Genomic DNA, 231 nt, shown 5'->3' on the forward strand with positions numbered 1-231 from the left:
GGCGAAGTGCGGCTGTTCACGCTGTCGGTGCTCGCGTTCACGATCGCGTCGGCGCTGTGCGGCCTCGCGTCGAACTTCGAGACGCTGATCGCGTTCCGGCTGCTGCAGGGCCTCGTCTTCTTCGGCCGTCTCGTATTCGAAGTTCGGCAGGCCGAGCAGGCTGCCCAGCACGCGCAGCACCTTCCAGCCGGGGCGCGTGTCGCCGAGTGCGCGCACGACGCCGTTGAAGCT

General features: G+C 68.4%; 1 protein-coding gene. It reads left to right on the forward strand.

The genetic code is table 11. The annotated features are described in order from the left end of the window. Positions 1 to 231 (forward strand): hypothetical protein (locus SB751_RS35825; protein WP_410749710.1); only part of this gene is annotated, 231 nt, incomplete at both ends.

The sequence above is a fragment of the Cupriavidus sp. SIMBA_020 genome (genome assembly GCF_046535395.1).
Taxonomy (GTDB): Bacteria; Pseudomonadota; Gammaproteobacteria; order Burkholderiales; family Burkholderiaceae; genus Cupriavidus; species Cupriavidus campinensis.